Source organism: Halomonas shantousis (assembly GCF_054654615.1).
In genome coordinates, this window is record NZ_BAAIER010000002.1 from 1,104,691 (window position 1) to 1,128,247 (window position 23,557).

20 protein-coding genes are annotated in these 23,557 nt (G+C 63.4%); 11 read left to right on the forward strand and 9 right to left on the reverse strand.

Going from position 1 to position 23,557, the window contains the following annotated elements:
- Positions 1 to 455: 455 nt before the first annotated feature.
- Entirely contained in the window at positions 456 to 1,658 is a 1,203-nt protein-coding gene (locus tag ACYQ12_RS05770; RefSeq protein WP_459869003.1) for an ROK family protein, read from the reverse strand.
- Positions 1,659 to 2,056: 398 nt separating this feature from the next.
- Between ACYQ12_RS05770 and xylB the strand changes: the two genes are divergently transcribed.
- The 6 genes from xylB to ACYQ12_RS05800 all read left to right on the forward strand — a co-directional run bounded on the left by xylB (position 2,057) and on the right by ACYQ12_RS05800 (position 8,915).
- The gene (gene xylB, locus ACYQ12_RS05775; RefSeq protein ID WP_459869005.1) at positions 2,057 to 2,794 is read left to right on the forward strand and encodes a D-xylose 1-dehydrogenase; all 738 of its coding nucleotides are present in this window, start codon (positions 2,057 to 2,059) and stop codon (positions 2,792 to 2,794) included.
- 72 nt (positions 2,795 to 2,866) lie between these two features.
- Positions 2,867 to 4,270: a sugar porter family MFS transporter gene (locus ACYQ12_RS05780; protein ID WP_459869007.1), complete on the forward strand. Its 1,404-nt coding sequence runs from the start codon at positions 2,867 to 2,869 to the stop codon at positions 4,268 to 4,270.
- Positions 4,271 to 4,384: 114 nt separating this feature from the next.
- On the forward strand, positions 4,385 to 5,275 hold the full coding sequence (locus ACYQ12_RS05785; protein WP_459869009.1) for an SMP-30/gluconolactonase/LRE family protein: 891 nt from the start codon (positions 4,385 to 4,387) through the stop codon (positions 5,273 to 5,275).
- A 98-nt stretch (positions 5,276 to 5,373) separates the two neighbouring features.
- On the forward strand, positions 5,374 to 6,546 hold the full coding sequence (locus tag ACYQ12_RS05790) for a fumarylacetoacetate hydrolase family protein (protein WP_459869011.1): 1,173 nt from the start codon (positions 5,374 to 5,376) through the stop codon (positions 6,544 to 6,546).
- A gap of 36 nt (positions 6,547 to 6,582) precedes the next feature.
- On the forward strand, positions 6,583 to 6,711 hold the full coding sequence (locus ACYQ12_RS05795) for a hypothetical protein (RefSeq protein ID WP_459869013.1): 129 nt from the start codon (positions 6,583 to 6,585) through the stop codon (positions 6,709 to 6,711).
- A gap of 401 nt (positions 6,712 to 7,112) precedes the next feature.
- On the forward strand, positions 7,113 to 8,915 hold the full coding sequence (locus ACYQ12_RS05800; protein ID WP_459869015.1) for an IlvD/Edd family dehydratase: 1,803 nt from the start codon (positions 7,113 to 7,115) through the stop codon (positions 8,913 to 8,915).
- Positions 8,916 to 8,942: 27 nt separating this feature from the next.
- Here ACYQ12_RS05800 and ACYQ12_RS05805 read toward each other — a convergent pair whose 3' ends face one another.
- The gene (locus tag ACYQ12_RS05805; protein ID WP_459869017.1) at positions 8,943 to 9,701 is read right to left on the reverse strand and encodes a FadR/GntR family transcriptional regulator; all 759 of its coding nucleotides are present in this window, start codon (positions 9,699 to 9,701) and stop codon (positions 8,943 to 8,945) included.
- Between the two features lie 235 nt (positions 9,702 to 9,936).
- Between ACYQ12_RS05805 and wrbA the strand changes: the two genes are divergently transcribed.
- Positions 9,937 to 10,542 carry an NAD(P)H:quinone oxidoreductase gene (gene wrbA, locus ACYQ12_RS05810; protein ID WP_459869019.1) on the forward strand — a complete coding sequence of 202 codons (606 nt, stop codon included), beginning with the start codon at positions 9,937 to 9,939 and terminating at the stop codon, positions 10,540 to 10,542.
- A gap of 47 nt (positions 10,543 to 10,589) precedes the next feature.
- On the opposite strand, the gene ACYQ12_RS05815 is transcribed toward wrbA, so the two are convergent.
- Positions 10,590 to 13,868: an AAA family ATPase gene (locus ACYQ12_RS05815; RefSeq protein ID WP_459869021.1), complete on the reverse strand. Its 3,279-nt coding sequence runs from the start codon at positions 13,866 to 13,868 to the stop codon at positions 10,590 to 10,592.
- Positions 13,865 to 15,100, reverse strand: coding sequence for an exonuclease SbcCD subunit D (locus ACYQ12_RS05820; protein WP_459869023.1), 1,236 nt, complete (start codon positions 15,098 to 15,100; stop codon positions 13,865 to 13,867). The genes ACYQ12_RS05815 and ACYQ12_RS05820 overlap by 4 nt, the downstream gene beginning before the upstream one ends.
- 133 nt (positions 15,101 to 15,233) lie before the next feature.
- Here ACYQ12_RS05820 and nfi point away from each other — a divergent pair, with 133 nt between their 5' ends.
- Positions 15,234 to 16,019, forward strand: coding sequence for a deoxyribonuclease V (nfi, locus tag ACYQ12_RS05825; RefSeq protein ID WP_459869025.1), 786 nt, complete (start codon positions 15,234 to 15,236; stop codon positions 16,017 to 16,019).
- Complete coding sequence (locus ACYQ12_RS05830) at positions 16,003 to 16,545, forward strand: hypothetical protein (RefSeq protein WP_459869027.1); 543 nt, start codon at positions 16,003 to 16,005, stop codon at positions 16,543 to 16,545. Before nfi ends, ACYQ12_RS05830 begins: the two co-directional genes overlap by 17 nt.
- A gap of 180 nt (positions 16,546 to 16,725) precedes the next feature.
- On the opposite strand, the gene ACYQ12_RS05835 is transcribed toward ACYQ12_RS05830, so the two are convergent.
- A complete protein-coding gene (locus ACYQ12_RS05835; RefSeq protein WP_459869029.1) occupies positions 16,726 to 17,625 on the reverse strand; it encodes an aldo/keto reductase in 900 nt (299 codons plus the stop codon).
- Positions 17,626 to 17,769: 144 nt separating this feature from the next.
- Here ACYQ12_RS05835 and ACYQ12_RS05840 point away from each other — a divergent pair, with 144 nt between their 5' ends.
- A complete protein-coding gene (locus ACYQ12_RS05840; RefSeq protein ID WP_459869031.1) occupies positions 17,770 to 18,324 on the forward strand; it encodes a DUF1415 domain-containing protein in 555 nt (184 codons plus the stop codon).
- A 156-nt stretch (positions 18,325 to 18,480) separates the two neighbouring features.
- Complete coding sequence (locus ACYQ12_RS05845; protein WP_459869033.1) at positions 18,481 to 18,912, forward strand: OsmC family protein; 432 nt, start codon at positions 18,481 to 18,483, stop codon at positions 18,910 to 18,912.
- A 72-nt stretch (positions 18,913 to 18,984) separates the two neighbouring features.
- Here the strand turns inward: ACYQ12_RS05845 and ACYQ12_RS05850 are convergent, their stop codons facing one another.
- The 4 genes from ACYQ12_RS05850 to egtB all read right to left on the reverse strand — a co-directional run bounded on the left by ACYQ12_RS05850 (position 18,985) and on the right by egtB (position 23,290).
- Entirely contained in the window at positions 18,985 to 19,602 is a 618-nt protein-coding gene (locus ACYQ12_RS05850; RefSeq protein WP_459869035.1) for a glutathione S-transferase family protein, read from the reverse strand.
- Positions 19,599 to 20,837 (reverse strand): YbfB/YjiJ family MFS transporter, encoded by a 1,239-nt coding sequence (locus ACYQ12_RS05855; protein WP_459869036.1) that lies wholly within the window; start codon positions 20,835 to 20,837, stop codon positions 19,599 to 19,601. Before ACYQ12_RS05855 ends, ACYQ12_RS05850 begins: the two co-directional genes overlap by 4 nt.
- A 174-nt stretch (positions 20,838 to 21,011) precedes the next feature.
- On the reverse strand, positions 21,012 to 21,974 hold the full coding sequence (egtD, locus tag ACYQ12_RS05860; RefSeq protein WP_459869038.1) for an L-histidine N(alpha)-methyltransferase: 963 nt from the start codon (positions 21,972 to 21,974) through the stop codon (positions 21,012 to 21,014).
- Between the two features lie 2 nt (positions 21,975 to 21,976).
- Positions 21,977 to 23,290 carry an ergothioneine biosynthesis protein EgtB gene (gene egtB, locus ACYQ12_RS05865; RefSeq protein WP_459869040.1) on the reverse strand — a complete coding sequence of 438 codons (1,314 nt, stop codon included), beginning with the start codon at positions 23,288 to 23,290 and terminating at the stop codon, positions 21,977 to 21,979.
- Between the last annotated feature and the right edge of the window lie 267 nt (positions 23,291 to 23,557).

A 23,557-nucleotide genomic window follows, 5' to 3' on the forward strand; every position in this document is an offset into this window, starting at 1 on the left:
GCGTTACGCTCTGTCTGGAAAATGTCTGCGCTCACTCATGCAGTGTTAAAAACCGGCTCGGGCGCGAGTCCGGACTCGGCGTCCCCATTAAAATGCTCATTTACAGCACGTAAACCCGAATGCGGGCCCAGTCCGTTTATCGCTGATTTTTGCCTTGCCTGAGTATCGCTCGCCGACTTTTCAGACAGAACTTAGTAAGCGAGATCTATCTCGGTGCCGCGTCTGGTTGGATGTACCCATCCGCCGGTTTCGTCGTCTCCCGTGCGGTCTCGTCGCGAACGTATCGAGTGGCTGATCGATCGCCAGCCACTGACACGCGCCATGGTGAGCTGATTGAAGCGTTGGGTGCCTGACGCCGCTGATCCTGCCGAACAAGCTTCTGGGCAGGTTTTGAAAGGTACACCAAGCGGCTCTTGCCGACCCGTCCGGGGTCTCAGCATGCCTGGAGGCGTGCCTTACTGAACATCGTCGAAGTCATGAATTGCTCTGGCCAGGACCTGTGCCGCGGCACCGCGTGCGGCGACGAAGGTACTATCTTCCATGACCCTTAACCGTATCTGCTGTGTCGTGCCCAGCAGGCGGTTCTGGTGAGCCTCGAAATAGTCCAGTGCCGGACCGAGAAAGGGGCTTCCAAGCAAGGTAAGAGAGCCGCCCAGCACGATCTCGGCAGGGTTCAATGTATGGTGGAGATTGAGCAGTAGAATACCGAGGGCCTCGCCGGCCCGCCGTAGTGTCATCTCGACTTCTGGCTCATGCAGGCGTGGACGGATCGCATCGATCAGGCTCTCTTCTTCGGCGATCCCCAATGCGGCGCGAATGGACCAGCCGCTTACCAGGGTTTCCGCACAGCCGCGATTGCCGCAATGGCAATAAAGGCCGCCCGGCTGCAGCACGGTATGGCCGATCTCCCCCGCCAGGCCCTGGATGCCTCGTGTGACCAGAGGAGACTGGCTGTTTTCGACGCCGCCGCTGCCGATCCCGGTACCCGCACTGACATAAACCAGGGACGAGGGAATGTTTCCGGTACGAAAATAAAGTTCCCCGAAGGCGGCAGCCTTGGCCTCGTTGTCCATGAGCCAGAGCCCACCCAGTTCGGGAAGGTGATGACGCAACAGATCCAGGAAGGGCACGTCGTGCCAGCCGAGGTTGGGAGCCAGGCGCAGGAGAGGGCGAGAGGGGGCGATGGGGCCTGGGACCGCAACGCCGAGACCGAGACAATGGCGCTGGGCAACGTCGGGATGCTCGAGCAGTTCGTGGAGCTTCGTGGCCAATAGCTCCGCCGTCGCCTCCGGCGTGGTGGGTACAAGGCGCTGGTGCTGCTGCTGAAGGATGTTGCCAGTCAACGAGCAGGCGACCAGACGTAGGCCGTGGACGCCGACTTCGGCGCCCAGCAGTACATGACGGTGCTCGTTGAGATGCAGGGTTCGTCCCGGACGGCCACTGCTGCTTTTTTGTAGCGCTCCCTCGATGATCCACTCCCTTTCCAGCAGCGTTTGTACGCCGGTACCCACCGTGGCTTTGGTAAGGCGCGCCTTTGTCGCAATGTCGGCACGGGTCATGCCTGGCGAACGACGTACCATGTCCAGAATAGCGCTACGGTTGAGTCTTTTGAGAAAAAGAAGATCGCCCGCCTTGTGCGGGGGGGAGGGGGTGGTCATAGAGGGAGTCGGGCCTTCCTTGTTGTTGGGCGCGAGGCCGGACGACTGCCGCTGCCATCGCTCATGAACGAGGGCCGATTATGGCATTGACCGGGTGCGAAATCGATTGGATGCCATGTCGGGCAGGCTATTGGTAAATCCTTTTTATCAATTGGTCTTTGGGCGCATGCCCTTGGCCTGGTTGCCTAGACTCATGAATATAAATAAAAAAATCGCTACATCCCGCTCTTATACGATAGTTCTATGGATTGCATTGTCGGCGTGATCAAGAATCCACTTAGTTCATAGAATTTACTAACGGGCCTGGCCTGTCGGATCGCGTGCCAAGGGTAACGGCGATTCGATCCATCTGGACAAGCCAAAGGTTCCGTGACAACCGGCCGAAGGGGTCCTTTTTCATGAGTGCAGCTATCTATCCCAGCCTTGAAGGCAAGCGTGTCGTCATTACGGGAGGAGGATCCGGTATCGGGGCAGGCCTGGTCGAAGGCTTTGCCAGGCAGAAGGCGGAAGTGCACTTTCTGGACATCGCGGCGCAAGCCTCACGGGAACTCGTCGAGCAGCTTGACGGGCAGGTGACATTTCATCATTGCGACCTTGCCGATCTTGCGGCACTGGCCAGGACGCTCGAGTCCATCGGAGATGTCGATGTGCTGGTCAACAATGCCGCCAATGATGACCGTCACAAGCTGGGCGAAGTGACCCCCGAGTACTGGGACAACCGCATGGCGGTCAACCTGCGCCATGTGCTGTTTGCCACTCAGGCCGTCGCGCCGGGCATGAAAGCGCGCGGGGGCGGTGCAGTGATCAATTTCGGCTCGATCAGCTGGCACCTGGGACTGGAGAACCTGGCGCTCTACGAAACCGCCAAGGCAGGTATCGAGGGCATGACCCGCGCCCTGGCACGCGAACTGGGCGGGGATAACATCCGGGTGACCTGTGTCGTGCCAGGTAACGTGCGCACGCCGCGCCAGACGAAGTGGTACACCCCGGAGGGCGAGGCCGAGATCATGAACGAGCAGGCCATCAAGGTTCGTATCCATCCGCCTCATATTGCTTCGATGGTGTTGTTTCTCGCCTCGGATGACGGGGCTGTCTGCACCGGCCACAACTACTGGGTCGATGCCGGATGGCGGTGATGCGCCTGCCGTTTCACCTCCATTGCAACGGGCAATAACACAACAACAAACCTCTGAAAAAGGAGTAAGCGCATGCCAGCGTCAAATAACAGACAGCCGGTCTATGTCTTTATCATCTGCTGTATCGCCGCGATCGGCGGCTTCCTGTTCGGGTTCGACAGCGGCGTCATCAACGGCACCGTCGACGGTCTGCAATCGTCGTTCAACTCCGATAGCGTCGGCACGGGGTTCAATGTCGCCTCCATGCTGTTGGGTTGCGCGGCGGGGGCCTTTTTCGCCGGCCGGCTGGCAGACCGCTATGGTCGCAAGACGATCCTGTTGATTTCCGCCGTCTTCTTCCTGGTCAGCGCCTGGGGCTCGGGTGTCTCGAATGCTTCCATGGAGTTCGTCCTCTACCGCATCCTGGGTGGGATCGCCGTTGGCGCGGCAAGCGTCATGACACCGGCCTACATCAGCGAGATCGCCCCCTCCGGCGTGCGGGGTCGTCTGGCGACGATCCAGCAGGTCGCGATCATCTCGGGGCTGTTCGTTTCCTTCCTGAGCAACTACGTGCTGGCACAAGTCGCCGGTTCTTCGGTCGCCACACTGTGGCTGGATTATGCCGCCTGGCGCTGGATGTTCTGGATCGAGATTCTGCCGGCGGCCTTCTTTCTGTCGGCGCTACTGTTCATTCCGGAAAGTCCGCGTTTTCTCATCAGCGCGGGCAAGGAGGAAAAGGCGCGCCGGGTACTTTCCCTGACCTATTCCGATACCGAGCTTCACGCCAAGATCGCCGAAATCAAGGAGACGCTTTCCAGCAGCCACAAGCCGCGCCTCAGTGATGTCATCAACCGGACCACCGGCAAGATGCACGGTATCGTCTGGGTCGGCATCGGGCTGGCCGTCTTCCAGCAACTGGTGGGTATCAATGTCGTCTTCTATTACGGAGCGGTTCTGTGGCAGTCCGTCGGCTTCACCGAAGGCGACGCTCTTTTGATCAATGTCATCAGCGGCGCCGTCAGTATCGCAGCCTGTCTGATCGCCATTTCCCTGATCGACAAGATCGGCCGTAAACCGCTGTTGTGGGGCGGCTCCGTAGGCATGGCCGTCACCCTGGCGATTCTGGCATATGCGTTTTCCACGGCGAGCATGGTCGGCGGGTCGCTACGGCTCTCCGATGAGATGGGGATCGTCGCATTGCTGTCCGCCAATGCCTATGTACTGTTTTTCAATGTGTCCTGGGGACCGGTCATGTGGGTCATGCTGGGCGAGATGTTCCCCAACCAGATGCGCGGGTCGGGCCTGGCCATTGCGGGTCTGTTCCAGTGGCTGGCCAACTTCGCGATTACCATGACGTTCCCGATCATGCTGGCGTCGATCGGCTTGACCGGTGCCTACGGTTTCTATGCCTTGTGCGCCGTGATCTCGATCTTCTTCGTCATGAAGTATGTCAAGGAGACCAACGGCAAGGAGCTCGAGGCGATGACATACGAGTGATGGCCAAGCAGCCGCGAAATGGATGGTCGGGGTGGGGCTGCCCGTCCCGGCCTGTCAGGATGGACAGGTGCTGGATTCGTTCCGTTCGGTACCGCAATGAGCAGGGCTGGAGCGATGCAAGATTACGATTTTGAAGTGGCGGTAAAACTGCAGATGAGCCTCGGCGAGTGCCCGCTGTGGTCGGTGTCCCGTCAATGTCTGCATTGGGTGGATATCAATCGGGGACAGCTGTTCACCTGGCGTCCGGAAGATGGCGACACGCCTGACACGATGGAGATCGACGAGCCGGTAGGGTGTATCACGCTGACCGCCGACGGCTTGCTGGCAGCCGCCGCTTCGGGGATCCAGGAAATCGCCTTTCCCAAGGGCAGCCGGAAACCGGTAGCGACCAATCCCGAGTGGAACGGTGGCAAGGGCAACCGTTTCAATGACGGCCGCTGCGATGCCCGGGGGCGGCTGTGGATCGGAACCATTGACGCTCATGAGGTTTCACCGAGCGCGGCGTTGTATTGCCTGACAGCGCAGGGCCTCATCAGGAAGAAAGCAGACCTGGTGATCTCCAATGGCTTGGCCTTCAGTCCTGATCGCCAGTGGATGTACCACACGGACTCGATGACGCGACGGGTCGTGCGCCACCGCTTCCAAGAGGAGAGTGCCACCCTCGGCGAGGCCGAGCCCTGGATCGACCTCGCCGACCATGATTTGCCTGGTGTTCCCGACGGTGCCGCCGTCGATAGCGAAGGCAACTACTGGTGTGCGCTTTACGGCGGAGGCCAAGTCGCCAAGTTCGCCAGTGACGGCAGCTGGGTACGAAGCTATTTCCTGCCGTCCCCGCACCCGACCATGGTGGCTTTTGGCGGTAGCGACCTGGGTACGTTATATGTGACAACAGCCACTCAACACCTCGATGAAAAGGACAAGCAACGCTGGCCGCTGGCCGGTAGCATTTTTGCCATGGCCGCTCCCAATCAGGGGTTGGAAGAGCCTGGATTTCTGCCAATGTAGCGTAAGATCTTGTCTGCTACCTGAGGAAATGGTGCGGCCATGACCTTTACCCAGCTCCAGCGATGCACTGGCTTTTCTGACCCAACGGGAACCTGCTTATGACCCCCATACCTCTGCAAGACTTTCTGCCCGACGATATGGATCGTGCCCTGCTGGTGGGCCGCATCTGGCGCGATGCCCCCATCTCGGGGCCTGCCATCGTCGCGATCCGTCAGGGCGATGTATACGACATCTCGAACCATGTGGCGACGATGGCCGATCTGCTCGACAACGCCGATCCTGCCGGCTTCATTCAAGGGATCGAGGGCGAGTCTCTCGGACGGGTCGAGGTCCTGCTCGAGAATTCACTGCAGGAGCCGAAGGTGGCCCCCTACCTGTTGGCCCCTTGCGACCTGCAGGCCATCAAGGCATGCGGTGTAACGTTCGCCGTCAGCCTGCTTGAGCGAGTCATCGAGGAACAGGCCGCCGGAGATCCTGTCCGTGCCGACCAGTTGCGTCAGGAAATCCGCGAGATTATCGGCGCCGACCTGTCCCGTATTCGTCCTGGCTCCGAACAGGCCATGACCCTGAAAGCCGAACTGCAAGCCCGGGGAGCCTGGTCGCAGTACATGGAGGTCGGCATCGGGCCCGATGCCGAGGTTTTCTCCAAGGCGCAGACGTTGTCTTCCGTGGGGTTCGGCGACAGGGTCGGCTTGCACCCGGTATCGCAGTGGAACAATCCCGAGCCGGAAATCGTCCTGGCGGTCGATGCTCAGGGCACTCCGCGTGGCGCATCGCTGGGCAACGACGTGAATCTGCGCGATGTCGAGGGCCGCAGTGCGCTGTTGCTGGGCAAGGCCAAGGACAACAATGCCTCCTGCGCCATTGGTCCCTTCATTCGTCTGTTCGATGAGCACTTCACTCTGGATACGGTCCGCCAGGCAGTCGTCTCCTTGCGTATCGAAGGCGCGGAGGATGGTTTCGTCCTCGACGACACCAGCGACATGCGCGAGATCAGCCGCGATCCTCTGGACCTGGTCCGTCAGACGCATGGGGCGCATCACCAATATCCCGATGGATTCATGCTCTTCCTGGGCACCATGTTTTCGCCCATTGCCGATCGCGACGGCCCCGGCCAGGGTTTCACCCATCATCTGGGAGATCGCGTCACGATCTCGACGCCCAGTCTCGGCGCGTTGATCAATCAGGTCGATCGTAGTGACAGGCTGCCGCCATGGACGTTCGGCATCCGAGCGCTCTATGCGCACCTGGCACGCAGAGCGACGACTTGATCGCCGTCGAATATCGTTTGGACAAGGGAGTACGACATGACACGGGAAGGTAAATCACTCATCGGCCAGCAGGAGGCGCTGCCGGAGAGCCTGCCGCCGCAAGCGCTCAAGAGCGATAACCCGCTGAAGCTCAAGCGCCTGGTGGATGGCAAGCGCGAGAGTTGAGGCTGAAGCGGACCACAATGACTGCGACACCGTAAATGTCTCGTTGTGGTCCGCTCTGGACGACGTTCAGGGAAACGCTCGTTTTTGACGAGACGTTTTTGACGAGAATCGTAGGGCTGTCATCGCTGACAGACTTCTTGTATGTTTGACATACGCATCGTGTGTTCAACATTCCGTCTGAAAAATTGGCCGATTCATTACAAGAAATGGACTCCGAACTGGGCTAATTGATTGTTCATGGCTTGGCACATGAACTTCGGTATGGCCAGCTTTGGCTCATGTCGTTTCAAGCGACCGGCAAGTCACGTAATGCTTCCTCCTAGGCCTTGCCTGGAAAGCCAGCGAGCGTCGCCCTTTTCAGACAGACCGTAACTTTTCCTACAGGTAAAGGCGCCAGACCCATGAGCAACCGCAAAATCACGCCCGACCAGCTCCGCTCACGTTGGTGGTTCGACAATCCCGATCATCCCGGCACCACGGCGATCTGTATCGAACGCTACATGAATTACGGTGTGACGCTGGAGGAGCTGCGCAGTGGCAAGCCGATCATCGGTATCGCCCAGTCCGGCTCCGACCTGACGCCATGCAACCGTCACCACATCGAGCTGGTCAAGCGCGTCAAGGACGGCATTCGTGCCGCCGGCGGCGTGCCGTTCGAGTTCCCCATGCATCCGATCCACGAGAACGTACGCCGCCCGACGGCGGCGCTGGATCGCAACCTGGCCTATCTCGGACTGGTCGAGGTGCTGCACGGGTATCCGCTGGATGGCGTGGTGCTGACCACCGGCTGCGACAAGACCACTCCGGCCTGCCTGATGGCGGCAGCGACGGTCAACATTCCGGCGATCGTGCTTTCCGGCGGCCCCATGCTCAACGGCTGGCGCGGCAACAACGAGCGCGTCGGCTCGGGGACCATCATCTGGGAACTGCGCAAGCGCCTGGCCGCGGGGGACATCGATTACGAGGAGTTCATCTCCCGGGCCACCGATTCGGCGCCGTCCGTCGGGCACTGCAATACCATGGGTACCGCCTCGACCATGAACTCCATGGCCGAATGTCTGGGCATGAGCCTGCCGGGCTCGGCGATCATTCCGGCGCCCTACAAGGAGCGCTCCATCGTGTCCTACGATACCGGCAAGCGTATCGTCGACATGGTCTGGGAGGATCTGCGTCCGCTGGATATCCTGACCCGCGAGGCCTTCGAGAACGCCATCGTCGCCTGTTCGGGATTGGGCGGCTCGTCCAACGCCCCGATCCACGTCATTGCCATTGCCCGCCATGCGGGTATCGAGCTCACCAATGACGATTGGCAGCGTCTCGGTCACAAGATCCCGTTGCTCTCCAACGTCATGCCGGCGGGCGCCTACCTGTGCGAGGAGTTCTACCGCGCCGGCGGTGTTCCGGCGGTGCTCAACGAACTGTTGAAAGCCGGTAAGCTGCATGGCGGGGCACTGACGGTCAATGGCCGTACGCTGGCGGAGAACGTCGAAGGCCGCGAGACGCTGGACGAAGACGTCATCCGCCGCTACGACACTCCCATGCTCGAGGAAGCCGGCTTCATCAATCTCAAGGGCAACCTGTTCGATTCGGCACTGATGAAGACCAGCGTCATCTCCGCGAAATTCCGTGAACGCTACCTGAGCAACCCCGACGATCCGGACGCCTTCGAAGGGCGCGTGGCGGTATTCGACGGTTCCGAGGACTACCATGCGCGCATCGACGATCCCGCGCTGGGAATCGACGAGAATACCGTCCTGGTGATGCGCGGCGCCGGTCCCATCGGTCATCCGGGTGGGGCCGAGGTGGTCAACATGCAGCCGCCCGAGGCGTTGATCAAGCGCGGCATCGAGGACCTGCCCTGTCTGGGCGACGGGCGCCAGTCGGGCACATCGGGCTCGCCATCGATTCTCAACGCCTCACCGGAAGCGGCAGTCAACGGTGGCCTGGCGCTGCTGGAGACAGGGGACCGTATCCGCATCGATCTGCGCAAGGGCGAGGCCAATCTGCTGGTGTCCGACGAGGAGATCAGCCAGCGCCGCGAGCGTCTGGCGTCCCGGGGCGGCTATATCTATCCCGCCCACCAGACGCCGTGGCAGGAGATCCAGCGCAGCCTGGTGGAACAGCATGACCGCGGCATGACGCTCGAGCCGGCAACCAAGTACCGCGACGTGGCGCGTCGTACGCCACCGCGCGACAACCACTGAACCGGAAGAGACGCGGCGCAGCGTGACTCAGTCGAGCTCCACGCTGCGTCCCAAGGAGGTTTCGGGGCTTTCCAGTCCCAGCGCCTTGGCGGTGCCGGCGAGAACCGACTGGGCGGCACGAAAGGCATCGCGCGGCTGGCGGGCACGGATGCTCTCCATCAACCGGCGGTGGCGCTCCAGGCTTTCGGCAGGATCGTCGGTCTCGCTGACATTGGATATCGACACCAGCAGCGAAATGGACGGACGCAGGATATGCGAGAGCTGCGCCCAGACGATGTTGTGCGTCGCCCTGAAGATCGCCTCGTGGAATGCCACGTCGTAGTCGCTGTGCAATCGTCGCGCCTCGCCGCTATCGGCGTTGAGGTACTGTCCCATACCTTCGAAGGCTTCCTCGATGGCGACCAGATCCCGGGCGGTGGCGCGCTTGGCGGCCGTCATCGCCACGTAGGGCTCGACATCCAGGCGGAAGGCCAGGATTTCGCGCTGTACCTTGGGGTTGGGCGCCGCATAGCGGGTCATCCATGCGGTGACCTGCGGATCGAGAATATTCCACTCGGTGTAATCGCGCACCTTGGAGCCGTGACCCGAGATACGCTCGATGATACCGGCATCGACGAGCTGGCGGAGGTCGCTGCGCACGGCAGAGCGGTTGAGGGCGAACTGCTCGCAGAGATCGATCTCCTTGGGAACGAAGTCGCCGGGTTGGTAATGCCCGGAAAAGATGGTTTCAGCCAGCGCTTCGGCCACGCTGGGCCGCCGGGGAGTCTTGCGTCGAGTGTCCTTCACAAATGAAACGTCCGCTTAAATTTGTTTCAAGCTGCCATAGGTTGAACATTTGAGCAACGCGGCGTGATATGCCATGTGACGCCTGACAGGGCGTGCCGTAACGTTTCGCGTCGAAATCCCCTGTCGAAATTCCATGGCGGAAGAGACGCCGGCGTAGGCGCTTTGACACCCCCATGGGGTTGCACCATCTTTTGCTGACATGTTTCTGGTTTAACCCGTCTCGAGGAGTGACCCGATGAGCAAGGTGTTGGTGATTTACTATTCCAGCTACGGCCATATCGAAACCTTGGCCCAGGCCATCGCGGAAGGTGCGCGCGGGGTCGACGGTACCCAGGTGGACGTGTACCGGGTGGATGAGCTGGTGCCCGGTGAGCTGGCGGAGAAGTCGGGGTACAAGCTCGACCAGCAGGCGCCGATACTTGACGATCCCAATGCATTGAAGGCGTACGATGCCATTATCGTGGGCTCGCCGACACGCTTCGGCAACATGGCCTCGCAGATGCGCAACTTCTGGGACAAGACAGGAGGGTTGTGGGCCAATGGCGAGCTGGTCGGCAAGGTCGGCAGCGCTTTCACCTCCACCGCCAGCCAGCATGGCGGCCAGGAAACCACGCTGACCTCGATCCATACCACTCTGCTACACCATGGCATGGTGATTGCCGGAGTGCCGTACTCGTGTCCGGCGCTGACCGACCTGAGCGAAGTTTCCGGCGGCACGCCTTATGGTGCCACCACCATTGCCGGGGGTGACGGTAGCCGTCAGCCCAGCGAAAACGAGCTGACCATTGCACGCTTTCAAGGCAAGCATGTGGCGGAGCTGGCGGCCAAGCTGGCGCGTTAAGCATTCATGAACTGCTGAGCTCGATATCGTCTGCATGCCGCCAAGGCTCAGTGGGCGTCGAGCCGGATCCGGCTGGCGCCATTGCCGGCCGGTTCCACGCAGATGCGCACCGGGATACGTTCGTGCATTTCCTGTACATGCGAAATCACGCCGACCTTGCGGCCCTGCGCCTGCAACCCATCCAGTGCATCCATGGCCAGTGCCAGCGACTGCGGGTCGAGGCTGCCGAAGCCCTCATCGATGAACAGCGATTCGATCTTGAGTCTCCCCGAGGCCATCGAGGCCAGTCCCAGCGCCAATGCCAGCGACACCAGAAACGTCTCGCCGCCCGAAAGGGAGTGTACCGAGCGCTGCTCGTCACCCATATCGGTATCGATGACCAGCAGTCCCAGGGGGCTGCCGCCACGTACCAGGCGATAGCGTCTGGATAGCCCGACGAGGTGGGCATTGGCGTGCTCGAGCAGACGTTCGAGGTTGTAGGCCTGGGCGATGCGCCGGAATGCCTTGCCATCGGCCGAGCCGATCAGCGAAGCGAGCTTGCCCCAACGGCGATATTCGGCGTTGGCGGCATCGAGCTCGGTCTGCAGAGCGCGCAGAGTCCGGCGGCGGCGGTCGTCGTCGCGCAGTGCATGCAGGGCATCGTCACGTTGCTGCTGTGTCCGTTGCTGGCGGGGGGCCAGATCGGCTTCCTCGCCGTGCAGCGCCTGGGCCAGGGCCTCGATCCGGCTTTCGCAGGCCGCGGGGTCGTCGAGCCATTCTGCCTCCAGGCGGATCCGGCGGTGATCGTTCAACGCCGTGAGACGCTCCTGCTCGCGCAACTGGCTGTCGCGCAGGTTCTGATCGGCCTGCTGGATCTGCCGGCGCAAATCGGCCTGAGCGGCGTCATCCAGCCTTAACAGTTGCGCCAGCGTGTCGTCGTCGATATCGGGATGAGCGTCACGCCATGACTGCAGGATGCTGGCCTGCGTCTCGAGGTTGCGGCGATATTCGGCCTCGCTCTCCCGGTCGTGCTGGAGCTGCAGTGTCAGGCGTTGATACTCCTGGCGGACGGTGTCCAACGCGTCGCGTGTCCGGCTTAGCTGACGCTCGGCCTTCTCTACGCCGGTGTCGAGGGCCTCGCGCCACTGCGTGACGTCGGCGTGCCCGGCGAGCTGGCGGGTCAGGGTATCGCGCAGGGATTGCTGCTCGGCCGTCTTGGGCGCCAGCGTGGCATCGAGCTGGCCGAGTCGCTGCTGTTGCTGCTGGAGCTGGCTGTCGAGCTTGCCGATATCCACCGCAAACGCTGCCAATGCCTCACGCAGCGGCGCCTGACGCTGCTGGTCCCGTTCGAACTGCTGCAGTCTCTGGCGCTGCTCGTCGCGCTGATGCCGGGTCGCGGTGAGCTGCTCGTCCAGCCAGGCATGGCGCTGCGCTTCATCTAGCGCAAGCAGTTCGCGTCCCGCCGGCAAGGCCTCCAGTGCCTGACGGGCGTCGGCCGCCGTGCGGGTAGCTTCGTCCAGTGGTGCTTCACGCTGAGCGAGCTGCGTCTTGAGCGCCTTGTAACGCGCCGTCAACTCCTGATGGCTGTCCCGCGCCGTGTCGAGCTGGCGGGTGGCCTCCTCGAGCTGGCGCTGCTCCTCTCGCTCAGTCTGTTCGAGCAGCTCCTGAGCCGGCGAGGGGGGCGGCTGAGAGCGGTAAGGATGCTCGAGACTCCCGCATACCGGGCAGGGAGCGTGGTCTGCCAACTGGGCGCGCAGTTTTTCGACGCTTTCGCTGCGCACGGCACGCAGACGTTCGAGGCTGTCGCGCAACTGACGATCGTGCAATTGCGCCTGCTCGAGACGCCGCTTGGCGTGTCGACCCTCCTGAATGACATTGTCCCGGGCCTGAAGATCCGCGCGCTGGCGGCTTTCCAGTTCGGCTTGCTGCCGTCGCAGACGAGATTCCTGCTGCCAGGCGTGCCGCGCCTCCTCCAGTGCCATGAGCCGCTCGTGGGCGCGATCCTGAGTCTGCTGCAGCGTCTGCCGGTAGCGCTCCGGGGCGTCATGCTCCCCCAACCGGCTTTCTAGGGTTGCCAGTTCTGCCTGCTGGCATGCCTGGGCGTCATGCTTGGCATCAAGTGCTTGCTGCACGCTCTGCACGCCGTGCTCGAGTTCGCGCCGCTCGCGGGTTAGCGCCTCGATCTCCTGCGTGAGGTAATCGAGACGCTGGGCGTGGCGTCCGGCTTCGTCGAGCCGGGGCTGTGCCTGTTGACGCTGCTGCTGGGCCAGTGTGGCCTGCTGCCGGGCCTCGTCGAAAGCGGCCTGGTGTGCCTGCTGCTGTTGCTGCGCCTGATCGAGGGCGCGACGTGTCGTCGCCTGTTGGGCAAGCAATTCGGCGAGCGCATGCTCCAGCTCGCGTTGCTGGTGAAAGCGGTGCGCCTGGGGAGCCAGCGCCTCGAGTCGGGCGAGACGAGTGCGCGACGCTGCCAGGGCGGCGTGCTCGTTCTCCGCCTGCTGGCGAGCCGCGACGGCCTGCTGCCAGCTGTCGCGCAACTGGCGATCCTGTTCTAGCCAGGCGCGACGAGCCTTGAGAGCGTCGGCTTCGGCCTGCACGGCATGCCAGGCCTGTTCGCTCTGCTCGACCGCACTCTCCAGGGCCTGGCGTGCCTCGGCCGTGGCCGGCGCCTCGCCGCCGATGCGCGATTCGAGACGCTTGATTTCATCGCTGGCCTGCCTGGCGCGCTGATAGGCAGCGATGGAAATGCGCGAATAGATGCCGGTGTCGGTGAGCTTCTCCAGCAGATCGCTGCGGTCGTTGTCGTCGGCCTTGAGAAAGGCGCTGAACTCACTCTGAGCAAGCATTACCGCGCGAGTGAACTGATCGAACGTCAATCCCAGCTTATCGGGCAGCAGACGATCGAACTCGCGCTTCTGGCTGGCCAGCACGCGTTCTTCGGGCAGGACGATCAAGGCCTGTTCGGATGCCTGGAGCCGCCCATCCGCCTTGCCTCGGGCGCGCCGCACCGACCAGCGGGCGCGATAGGCACCGCCGTCGCGACCGACAAAATCCACCTCGGCGAATCCCGTCGCCGTACCCCGGCGCAGCAGGGTGCGCGGATCGGCGGTCACCAGGTTCTCCTCGCCGACGTCGGGCGTCTGCGAGTCCCGCGTGGGCGCTCCGCGCAGGCGCGGCGTATTGCCGAACAGCGCCAGGCACAGCGCGTCGAGCAGCGTGCTCTTGCCGGCGCCGGTGGGGCCGGTGATGGCGAACAGCCCGCTCTCCTGCAGGGGGCCGGTGGCGAAGTCCAGTTCGTGTTCGCCGGCCAGCGAGGCGAGATTCTTCAGGCGAATGGCAAGAATCTTCATGAGGCCGCGCTTTCCTGATCGTCGTTGATGACTGCCTGCAGCAGCTGAGCGAAGTCCTGGCGGGTCGGCTCGTCGGGCAGGCTGCCATAGCTGTCCTGCCAGGCGCGCTCGAACAGCGCCTGGGGACCCAGGCTCTCCAGGCGCTGGTGGGCCGGGGAAAGATCGTCTTCGAGACGGGCATACTGCGACTGGATGCGCACCAGCCGCACGGCCTGGTCGCGCAGGGCGCGTTCGATCACCGCGCGCAGATCGACCCGCGGCGCATCGAGCTGCACGCGCACTTCCAGCCACGGCCAGCACTCGCGGGGCAGGGTCGTATCGCTGTCGAGGGCTTCGAGTTCGGCCACCACCTCTTCGAGAGGCGCAGGGCCTACGCGCAGCATGTCGACGGCGCGCGGAATGGGCAGAATCTCGCAGTGCTCGAGCGCCTCGCCGTTCAGCGTGACCTCGACGATCTGGTGAGGGTAACGTGCCTCGGAGAAATCCATGGGTAGCGGGCTGCCGCTATAACGGATACGCGCTTCACCGACCTGCTGAGGCCGATGCAGATGGCCCAGCGCCACGTAAGCGATGCACTCCGGAAACAGGCTGGTCGACAGCGACTCTTCGCCGCCGATCACAATGGGACGTTCGCTATCCTCGGAGACGGCTGCCCCGCGCATGTGGGCATGGCTCATGGCGATCAAGGCCTGGCCCGGCTCACGGCGCCGTTGGGCTTCCTCGATCAGTTGCCGGTGGACGCGGGTAATGCCGGCCACGTAATCGTCGCCGGCCTCGCCGCCGGTGACCTCCGCCGGGCGCAGGAAAGGCAGGGCGAGGCACCAGGCGCGCACCTCGCCCCGGGTGTCTTCCAGCGGCACCAGCAGGCGCCGGGCGTCGAGGCGGCCATCATCGAGCCATACCACGCGCCCCAGCGCATGCGCGCGCAGCCGTCTGAGCAGGGGCGCCGGCAATTCGATGCGCGCTCCGCTGTCGTGGTTGCCGGCGATCATCACCAGCGTCAGGTGCGGCAGGCGTTCATGAGCGGCGACGATGAAGTCGTAGAGCTGTTCCTGGGCCTTCAGCGAGGGATTGACCACATCGAAGATGTCTCCGGCCACCAGCAGGACATCGGGGCGGCGTGCCTCGAGCGTGTCCAGCAGCCAGTCGAGAAAGCATTGATGCTCGTAATGACGTTCCTGGCCATGGAAGGTCTGGCCTAGGTGCCAGTCGGCGGTATGGATCAGCTTCACGTTGTGCTCCCGTTCGAGCGCTCATTGTAACGACTCGGGGAGCGGGAAACATGCCGACTTGAAGCTGCGGTGATTCGTGACTTGAATGAAGGCAGCACACGGCGCCAAGGACGCGCTGAAATAAGGGAGGCACATGAGCGTACCACTACATGACTGGGCATTGCCGCCACAGGAGGCGGTGGCCATGCAGAAGCGGCTGGCTCCACGTATCGAGCGTCGCGATCGGCTGGGTGAGGTTCGCCATATTGCCGGGGTGGACATCGGTTTCGAGGATGAGGGCGCCACGACCCGTGCGGTGATCGTGGTGATGACCTATCCCGAACTCGACATCGTCGATCAGGTATTGCACCGCGAGCCGACTCGCATGCCGTACATTCCGGGGTTGCTGTCGTTTCGCGAGTTGCCGGCGGCTTTGGAAGCCTACCGCCAACTCAAGATCGAGCCCGAGCTGATCATGGTCGACGGCATGGGCATCGCCCATCCACGTCGGCTGGGAATCGCCGCGCATCTGGGCTTGTGGCTCGACAAGCCCACCATCGGCGTGGGCAAGAGCCGCTTGTGCGGAAAGCATGACGAGGCGCCGCCGACCAAGGGCGACTGGACGCCGCTACGCGACCGGGTGCGTGCGGAGGATCCGCTCGACTCAAGAGCGGTAAGTGAGGTCACCATTGGCGCGGTGCTGCGCACCCGCGAGAAGATCAAGCCGTTGTATATCTCCACCGGCCACCGCGTGGGGCTCGATACGGCAGTAGACTGGGTGATGCGCTGCGTGACCCGCTACAAATTGCCCGAGCCGACCCGTCAGGCCGATCGCATCGCCTCACGGCGCGGACAGTTGCGTGATCGACAGGGGCGCGATCGGCAAGAAGGGTTGTTCGTGAACGAGACGGATGGGAGCCCCGATGGCGATTCGCCATGACAGCCTGGATGCCGGGGTGCGTGCCCGCATGCAGGAAGAGCTGCAGCGAGACATCGAGGGGCAGCGGCTCTCGCTCAGCCCGCGCCTCAATGCCAAGGGGATCGAGGCGTGGCCGTTGCTGCTGCAGTTGGCCCTTCGCCGGCACGACGATGTCTGGCTGGCGCAACAGATTCGCACGCATGGACTGCTCAAGGCCACCGAGCGGCGCCGCACGTCTTCCGGCGGCATGACCGTCGCTCGCGTGCCGAACACGGCAGCGGAGACCTTGGCCGAGGGCGACTTCAATCGCTACTACGTGCGGGGCTTGTGCCTGCAGGTGCTGGCCGAGGGCGAGCGCGACGTGGAAGTCTATCGCGGCAAGGAGGTCATGACGCCACGACCGGAGTCGCTGCTGATGCTCGGCAAGCGGCTCTCCGCCGAACAACTGCTGGGCGCACTGCGCCACTCCGCCAGCGACGAGACGGTGCTTGGCGTGCTGCTGGGGCCCAATTCGGGGCTGAGCGTGCGACGCTTACGGTCTGACTGAAAAGTGCCTTGCCCATACGGCGTTAAAAATCGGCGAGGAAGCGGAGTTTACTGAAGTAAATGAGCATTCCGAGCCGATTTCTGCTTTGTGACCCACATGGCTGTGGGAAATGCTTAGGCCCGTAGGGAACGGGCCTGGCGCTGGCCTGCGCTCGCCGACTTTTCAGACAAACCTTGTCCCCTAGACGATAGCCAGCGGCTGCTTGCGGGTCGGCGGAGGAAACGCCTCATCGAGGCGGCGCAGGTCGTCATCGCTGAGCCTGACCGCGAGTGCGGCGGCATTCTGCTCGACATGGGCGGGCTGCACCGCCTTGGGAATGGCAATCGTGTCGTGGCGACCCTCGACCGGGCGGATGACCCAGGCCAGCAGTACCTGTGCGGGCGTCACATCGTGTGCATCTGCGATGGCGCGTACGGTGGCGTCGTTCATCAGCGCCTGACTCTCGCGACCGCCCTGAGCGAGCGGGCAGTAGGCCATGGCCGGCAATCGATGATGGCGCTGCCAAGGCAGCAGATCGTATTCGATGCCGCGGGAGCCGAGATGGTAGAGCACCTGGTTGGTGGTGCAGGACTCGCCGCCGGGTAGCGCATGAAGCGTTCGCATCTCGTCGCTGTCGAAGTTGGAAACGCCGAAGCGGCGGATCTTGCCCTGTTCCTGCAGGCGCTCGAAGGCCTCCAGTGTCTCCTCCAGCGGGACATTGCCCGGCCAGTGCAGCAGATAGAGATCGAGATGGTCGGTGCGCAGACGCTCGAGGCTGCGCTCGCAGGCACGGATGGCACTGTTGCGTCCGGCATTCCACGGATAGACCTTGGAAACCACGAAGGCCTGGTCGCGCCGCCCGGCCAAGGCTTCGCCGACGACCTCCTCGGCGCCACCTTCGGCATACATCTCGGCGGTGTCGATCAAGCGCAATCCCAGTTCGAGGCCCTGCTGCAGGGCGCGCACCTCGTCGCGGCGGGCGGCGTGGCCCTCGGCCATGTGCCAGGTCCCCTGGCCAACGGCGGGCACGCTGACCGGTTCGATACCCTCGGGACCCGCCAACGCTACGTGGGGAACCGCGTGTGTCTCCGATATCGCCATGAAGTGCTCCCGGCAGAAGGTGAAAGTCCCTTCAGGGTGGCCCGCCACAAGAGTGCGTTCAAGTTGCAGTAGTGCCGGCGTATACTGATTGCCTGCTCTCTCGACTGTTCTCCATCTTCCATCCAGTTCCCGGAAACCCGCTGCATGCCCGATTCTTGCTATGTCCAGGCCACTCGCGACTGGGTGCGCTCCTTCGTCGTGGCGCACAATGTCTGTCCCTTCGCGGGCCGCGAGGTGAGGCGTGACAGTATCCGTTACGTGGTGTGCGCCGCCCGCGACCCCCAGGCGGCGCTGCTTGCGCTGATCGATGAGTGTCGACACCTCGATAGCCATGCCACTGTCGAAACCACCTTGTTGATCCTGCCGCACGGGATGGAGGACTTCGAGGACTATCTGGACCTGCTGGAGGTGGCCGAGGCGCTGCTGGTGGATCAGGGATACGAAGGTGTCTATCAACTGGCGAGCTTCCATCCCGACTATTGCTTCGCCGACACGGCAGCGGAAGACCCGGCCAACTATACCAACCGTTCACCCTACCCGATGCTGCATCTGCTGCGTGAAGCCGGCCTCGAGCGGGTCCTGGCGCATTTTCCCCATCCCGAGCGCATTCCCGAAGCCAACCAGGCGAACATGCGCAAGCTGGGCGATGCCTTGCTTGCCGAACAGCTCCAGCGTTGCCATCACGCCGCTGAGAAATAGTCTTTCAGGCAGACAGGGTTTTCACACGGCAATCGGGAAAATATTGGCTACGCTGAGCATTGAATGGACGACTGCCGTGGTGATCGTCCAGTGCCGATGGCGCAATGCCTACTGCGCTTCAATGGCTCCAACGAAGTTCTGCAACAAGGAGACGTCATGAGTATCCAGAAGAAGGGTTCCGCCGAGTGGCAGGGCAGCCTCAAGCAGGGCAAGGGCACGGTATCCACCGAGAGCGGCGTGCTCAAGCAGAACCCCTATGGTTTCAAGACCCGTTTCGAGGGCGAGGCGGGCACCAACCCCGAGGAGCTGATCGGTGCCGCGCATGCCAGCTGTTTCTCGATGGCGCTATCGATGATTCTGGGGCAGGCCGAGCTCGAGCCGGAAAGCATCAAGACCCAGGCGACGGTATCGCTGGATCAGGACGACAGCGGCTTCACCATCTCCAAGATTCATCTCGAGACCACCGCCCGGGTACCCGGCGCCGATCAGGCCACCTTCGACGAGTGTGCTCAAAAGGCCAAGGAAGGGTGCCCGGTTTCCAAGCTGTTCAAGGCCGAGATCACGCTGGACGCCAAGCTCGAAGCCTGACGGGATCTGCTTGTCAGATGATCCGGGGCGCCTCACGGGGCGCCCCTTGCATTGAAAGGCCACGGCCAGGCGTCATTCGAACGACGTGAGCCGGAAGCTCTCCCGCGATAGCCGCGCATCCTGCCAGGCGCTCAGTGCCGGAAAGCGCATCTTCCAGTCGAGTTCGCCGAGGCGGAAGCTCACGTAGTCCAGTGCCACGGCCAGCATGATGTCGTCCAGCGTCAGGTGGGCGTCGTCGGCGTAGCGATGGCGCGGTGCCAGCTCCGCTTCCAAGGTGATCAACAGTCTCTCGATGGCTGCCAGACGACGTCTGCCGAGTGCGCTGGCATCCGTCGCCGCGCCGTCATGCTTGCGTGCGATCACCGTCTGGAAGGCGGCGTCGAGCAGTCCCTGTCCCAATCCGGCGAACTTGAGCACCTGCGGCAGTTCGGCTTCCGGAAACAGTGCGGGCCCCGGGCCCACGGTATCCAGCATGCGCGTGATCAGCAGCGTCTCGGTGATGGCCGTGCCGTCCTTGAGCACCAGGACCGGCACCTTGGCGACGGGCGAGACGGCCAGCAGGGCGGGGTCGTCCTGCCAGGGGTCGACCCAGTGCAGGACGAGGCGCTCGCCGAGCTTCTTCTCGAGTGCCGCGATACGAGCCACTCGGGCATAGGGCGACGTCCGGGTGAGAAACAGGGTCAGACTCATGAGGAGGCTCCATGCCGGGAAGAAGGATGGGAAGCGGCGAGAGGGGCAGCGGCGAAGCGTCCGCTCAGCCATAGCAGCATCACGCCGCACCACAGCGAGGCTGCGGCCAGCGCAAAGATCCAGATTGGCATTGCCAGGTAGGCGTAGAGTGCGGCGAACAGGTAGGCGCCCGCTGCCTGAGCCAGGGCGAACGACGCCGTGGCACGTCCCCATAGCGCGGGATGGCGCGTCGCACCGCCGAGTTCGCTTAGCCGCCCCGATACCAGGGCCACCGTGGCGGGGATCAGCGCCCCGACCCAGAACGAGGAGAGCGAGACGCTCCACATGGCAGGTGCGAGAACCGGTAGCGCCACCGCCGTGCCCTTGATCGACAGCGATGTCATCAGACCGCGATGCCAGCCCAGACGTGATGCCATGAAGCCGGCGATGAAAGGACCGCACAAGGCGCCCAACCCGAAGATTCCCCACTGCAGCGCCCCGATACCGGAGGCGTGGCCTAGCTGACGCTCGAGTGCATCGACCCAGAACAGGGTATGCGGGACGAAACCAATGGCGTCGAGCCCGTAGGCGAACATGACCGCGGCGACCGGCCAGCGCAGGTGGCGCTCCAGCGGCTCGAGACGACGGCGTCGCTCGGTCATGGTCATGGTCGGGGATGGCGGTTCGGCGACCGGCCAAGGGCGCAGCGCCAACCATAGCGGCACCAGACTGACAGCGGTCAGCCCCAGCCAGGCGGCACTCAGGCCCAGCGGCATCAGGGCCGGTACCAGCGTCGCCGATGCCACCATGCCCAGGCCGATGCCCAGGAACAGGCAGGGGCCGCCGCGCTTGCGCTCGGACTCGTGCATGGCACCGAGCATGCTCGAGGTGCCCACCACCATCAGCACGGCACCGGCCATGCCGGCGATCAGACGCCAGAAGGCGAACCACGCGAAGGGGGCCGGCCAGGCGCTGGCGACGAAGCTGAGGGCGATCAGCGCCATGGTGAGGCGAACGATGGCGCGACTGGAGAATCGCGCCATCAAGGCGGCACTGCCCAAGGCGCCGAGCAGGTAGCCGAGCAGGTTGGCGGCGCCGATATAGCCGCCCTCGGCGGCATCGAACCAGCCCGCCTCGAGCATTTCGGGAAGCAGCGTGGCGTAAGCGAAGCGCCCCAGGCCCAGACCGGCGAAGGTCGAAGCGGCGCCAATCACGATCAGCTGCAGCGGGCCGCCGGCACGGGAAGGCGTATCCATGGCGATTCCTTGTGACGAGTCTGCCCTGGCGATGCGCCACTCCGGTGGTTTGCCATGGGGCGCATGCAACGGTTGTCTCTCCTTTTAACGCATCAGGCCAGCCGGGGTCAGACCACCTTGGTCTCAGAGTTTGTCAATTCACGACAGGACGCTCTGCGCGTGGCGATACGCCGATCATGCACACTCCAGGTAGTGCACGCTGAACAGGGCGTCGTCGTCGACCCACTCGGCGCGGGCCCGAAAGCCGGCACGTCCGGCCAGGGCCTGGAAGCCTTCGATGCTGTACTTGTAGGAATTCTCGGTGTGGAGGCTCTCGCCGGTATTGAAGCGAAAGCGCTCGCCGGCAACCGTGATCACCTGTGCCATCTCGCTGACCAGATGCATCTCGATGCGCGAGGCGTCCGGGTTGAAGAAGGCACGATGCTGAAAATGCACCGGGTCGAGTTCGGCGTCGAGCTCGTTGCGCAGGCGCTCCAGCAAGTTGAGATTGAACGCGGCCGTGACGCCTGCAGCGTCGTTGTAGGCAGCCTCGAGGACCGTCCTGTCCTTGACCAGATCGACGCCGATGAGCAGGCCGCTGCCCGTCGGCAGCAGCCGATGCAGCCGATGCAGAAAGGCCTCGGCGGCCTGCGGATCGAAGTTGCCGATGCTCGAGCCGGGGAAGAAGGCCACCGGACGCTCACAGGCCATGTCATCGGGCCAGGCCAGGCGCTGCGAGAAGTCGGCGCAGGCGGCATGTACCTCGAGCCAGGGATAGTCGGCGGCCAGACGACGGGTACTGTCGAGCAGGAAATCCCGCGAGATGTCGATACCCAGATAGCTCGACGGACGCATCGCCTCGAGCAGCAGACGCACCTTGCGGCTGGCGCCGCTGCCCAGTTCGACCAGCGTCGCCTCCTGACCGGCCAGCGCAGCGATGTCCCCCACCGCCGCCCCGAGAATGGCCTCCTCGGTGCGCGTCGGATAGTACTCGGGCTGGACGCAGATCTCGTCGAACAGCTCGGAGCCGCGCTGGTCGTAGAAGAACTTGGGCGAGACGTGCTTGGGCGTGGCTCGCAGCCCGGCCAGGATCTCGTCGCGCATCGAGTTGGCGGCCGGCGTCGGGTGCAGGTCGTGGAAGTGCACGGCAAGCGTCATGTTCAGCTCTCCTTGGCCAGGCGGAAGCCGGAAAAGGCCCAGCGGGCGTGGGGCGGGAAGAAGTTGCGGTAGGTGGCGCGGATGTGATCCTCGGGCGTGGCGCAACAGCCGCCGCGCAGCACCATCTGTCCGGACATGAACTTGCCGTTGTACTCGCCGAGACTGCCGGGCAGCGGTTTGAAGCCCGGATAGGGGCGGTAGGCGCTGCCGGTCCACTCCCAGACATCGCCGAACATCTGCTGCGGGTGACCCAGCGTCGCGCCGCCGCCGACCGGCTGCAGATGGTCGCGTTCGACGAAGTTGCCCTCCATGGGCACGTCCTGGGCCGCGACCTCCCACTCCACCTCGGTGGGCAGGCGTGCACCGGCCCAGTGTGCATAGGCATCGGCCTCATAGAAACTGACGTGGCACACCGGCGCATTCGGGTCGACCGGCGCGAGGCCGGCAAGCGTCATGTGGTGCCAGACACCGCCACGTTTTTCCCAGTACAGCGGCGCATTCCAGCCGAGCTGCTTGATCAGATGCCAGCCGTCCGACAGCCACAGGTCGGTGCGTGAGTAGCCGCCGTCCTCCATGAAGGCGATGAACTCGCCATTGGTCACCGGACGGCTGGCGAGTTGGAACTCCTCGACATACTCGCGATGACGCGGTGTCTCGCAGTCGAAGGCGAAACCGGCGCGTGCCGTCTCGGCGATATCGAAGCCGACGTGACGCACGCCACCGGGGTAGGCGTGCCAGGCAAGGGGCTCGGCGGCACGCTCGGGCGGTGGGGCCAGGTCGCCACGATAGACGGGATGCAGCGGGTTCTGGGCGAGGATGTGCTTGATATCCATGACCAGCAGTTCCTGGTGCTGCTGTTCATGGTTCAGGCCGAGAATGACGCGGTGAACGATCTCGTCGACGTGCTCTGCGGGCGGCTGGCTCAGCAGTTTCGTCATTGCCGCATCGATGTGCGCACGATAGCGGTAGACATCATCCACCGTGGGACGCGAGATCAGCCCGCGATTGGCGCGTGGAAAGGGCTTGCCGTGGGTTTCGTAGTAGGAGTTGAAGAGAAAATCGTAGGCGGGGTCGATCGTCTTGTAGTGCTTGAGAAACGGGGTGAGCAGAAAGGCTTCGAAGAACCAGCTGACGTGAGCCAGGTGCCACTTGGGCGGGCTGACGTCGGGCATGCTCTGCACCATGTAGTCTTCCTTCTCCAGCGGAGCGCAGAGCCTCTCCGAGGCGGCACGGACGCGCTGATAACGGCGCAGCCACTCCTTGGTGTGGTGGCTGTCGAGCGTTTCGCTAGGGACATCGTGAGCGAAGGGGGACATGAAGGTTCCTCTTGGATGGCGGCTTGGAGGCATCTCTCCAGCGTAGCAGCCCGAGGCAGGAAGTCGGCGTCGTCCGGCCGGTTTCGGGTAAGGGTTTGTTATGCGATGCCGTCGACTCCTGAACAGCCGTTCGGGCCACGCTAGTCCAGGTGGCTTCGGCCGTGGACTGCGGTTACGGCTACGGCGAAAGGCGACTTGACTTCCCGGCGCTGACGCGGTGAGGCGAATCTGTTAGCCTGCTGGCCCCGCCGCGCACTGTGTTGAGCT

Bases quoted from the DNA above. Each gene is read 5' to 3' on its own strand.
- wrbA (WP_459869019.1), top strand. From the start codon at position 9,937: ATGAGCAAGGTGTTGGTGATTTACTATTCCAGCTACGGCCATATCGAA.
- ACYQ12_RS05850 (WP_459869035.1), bottom strand. From the start codon at position 19,602: ATGAGTCTGACCCTGTTTCTCACCCGGACGTCGCCCTATGCCCGAGTG.
- ACYQ12_RS05790 (WP_459869011.1), top strand. From the start codon at position 5,374: ATGACCCCCATACCTCTGCAAGACTTTCTGCCCGACGATATGGATCGT.
- ACYQ12_RS05800 (WP_459869015.1), top strand. From the start codon at position 7,113: ATGAGCAACCGCAAAATCACGCCCGACCAGCTCCGCTCACGTTGGTGG.
- ACYQ12_RS05855 (WP_459869036.1), bottom strand. From the start codon at position 20,837: ATGGATACGCCTTCCCGTGCCGGCGGCCCGCTGCAGCTGATCGTGATT.
- ACYQ12_RS05830 (WP_459869027.1), top strand. From the start codon at position 16,003: ATGGCGATTCGCCATGACAGCCTGGATGCCGGGGTGCGTGCCCGCATG.
- xylB (WP_459869005.1), top strand. From the start codon at position 2,057: ATGAGTGCAGCTATCTATCCCAGCCTTGAAGGCAAGCGTGTCGTCATT.
- ACYQ12_RS05815 (WP_459869021.1), bottom strand. From the start codon at position 13,868: ATGAAGATTCTTGCCATTCGCCTGAAGAATCTCGCCTCGCTGGCCGGC.
- ACYQ12_RS05785 (WP_459869009.1), top strand. From the start codon at position 4,385: ATGCAAGATTACGATTTTGAAGTGGCGGTAAAACTGCAGATGAGCCTC.
- ACYQ12_RS05795 (WP_459869013.1), top strand. From the start codon at position 6,583: ATGACACGGGAAGGTAAATCACTCATCGGCCAGCAGGAGGCGCTGCCG.
- nfi (WP_459869025.1), top strand. From the start codon at position 15,234: ATGAGCGTACCACTACATGACTGGGCATTGCCGCCACAGGAGGCGGTG.
- ACYQ12_RS05770 (WP_459869003.1), bottom strand. From the start codon at position 1,658: ATGACCACCCCCTCCCCCCCGCACAAGGCGGGCGATCTTCTTTTTCTC.
- ACYQ12_RS05840 (WP_459869031.1), top strand. From the start codon at position 17,770: ATGCCCGATTCTTGCTATGTCCAGGCCACTCGCGACTGGGTGCGCTCC.
- ACYQ12_RS05780 (WP_459869007.1), top strand. From the start codon at position 2,867: ATGCCAGCGTCAAATAACAGACAGCCGGTCTATGTCTTTATCATCTGC.
- egtD (WP_459869038.1), bottom strand. From the start codon at position 21,974: ATGACGCTTGCCGTGCACTTCCACGACCTGCACCCGACGCCGGCCGCC.
- ACYQ12_RS05835 (WP_459869029.1), bottom strand. From the start codon at position 17,625: ATGGCGATATCGGAGACACACGCGGTTCCCCACGTAGCGTTGGCGGGT.
- ACYQ12_RS05845 (WP_459869033.1), top strand. From the start codon at position 18,481: ATGAGTATCCAGAAGAAGGGTTCCGCCGAGTGGCAGGGCAGCCTCAAG.
- egtB (WP_459869040.1), bottom strand. From the start codon at position 23,290: ATGTCCCCCTTCGCTCACGATGTCCCTAGCGAAACGCTCGACAGCCAC.